Genomic DNA, 1,078 nt, shown 5'->3' with positions numbered 1-1,078 from the left:
AATGATTCCGACATCGCATTGTCGAAGCACACACCGGTGCGGCCGACAGACTGCGCAATTCCGAGTTCCTGGCACACCTGCCACAACTGGTCACTGGTGAATTGCGAACCTCGATCAGCATGAAACACCACACCATCAGGTACCTCGCCGCGCAGCGTGTGCGCCATCCGTAGCGCACGCTCAACCAGATCGGCAGACTGGGTTCGATCCATTGCCCAGCCAATTACACGCCGGGAATGACCATCGCGAACCGCACACAGGTACAACCAGCCCTCACCGGTACGCAGATACGTAATATCACTCAGCCATACGCGGTTGAGCTCACCTGCATCAAACGCACGCTTGACCAGGTCAGGCAGTGTCGCCTTCCTCTTAGACTGGATTGTCGTGACAGGAGTGAACATCCTCGGGGAGATTCCTTCGATACCCATGGCTTTCATCCGCTTGGCTACGGTCTTCTTGTTGACCTTGATGCCCTGCTCGGCAAGTTTCGCTGTGACACGAGGTGCACCATAGACTTCGTCGGAGTCCTCCCAAGCCGTGTAAATCTGCTGGTCGAGGTTCTCGATAAATGACTGACGCGGGTCTTTACCCCTACGCTTGGCCTTGTCCCTCTTCACCCAGCCATAGAAGCCGGAACGAGACACTTCGAGAAGCCTCGCCATGCGCTTAATGCTGTAGGTCGCCTTCTCCTGCTGCATTAGCTGGAACTTTTCTTCTCGCGTTGCTTCGCAGCGAAGAAGGCTGTGGCTTTTGACAAAAACTCGTTATCTAACCGCGCTTCGGCAAGCTCACGGCGCAATCTCACGTTTTCAGCACGAAGGTCAGCCGCGCTCATGCCGTCTTCATTGCCCTGGCGCTCACGCTCATTTTTGACCCACCTACCCAGCAGTCCGGCACTGACTCCGATCTCCTCAGCGACTCGGACGATCGGCCGGCCCGACTCGATGACAAGCCGCGCGGCTTCCTTCCGATACTCCGGAGTAAACCTCTTGCGTTGCTGACTCATAATGAACATCCTCTCCTACGGACACAACATCCGTACTAATTGGGTGTCCACTACTCGAGGGTAACCTCA

The 1,078-nt window shown here is 55.9% G+C and carries 2 protein-coding genes; both read right to left on the bottom strand.

The features are described from left to right. Positions 1-701 (bottom strand): IS3 family transposase (locus tag ACZ6ZO_RS12855; RefSeq protein WP_465293097.1); only part of this gene is annotated, 701 nt, incomplete at its 3' end. Next, a complete protein-coding gene (locus ACZ6ZO_RS12850; RefSeq protein WP_465293095.1) occupies positions 701-1,009 on the bottom strand; it encodes a transposase in 309 nt (102 codons plus the stop codon). The genes ACZ6ZO_RS12850 and ACZ6ZO_RS12855, both read right to left, overlap by 1 nt. Positions 1,010-1,078 lie beyond the last annotated feature (69 nt).

It is taken from the genome of Corynebacterium sp. NPDC104732 (genome assembly GCF_055583565.1).
This window is presented reverse-complemented; position numbering and strand designations above follow the sequence as displayed.

Excerpts from the sequence above, each read along its gene's own strand:
- ACZ6ZO_RS12850 (WP_465293095.1), bottom strand. The coding sequence starts at position 1,009 with ATGAGTCAGCAACGCAAGAGGTTTACTCCGGAGTATCGGAAGGAAGCC.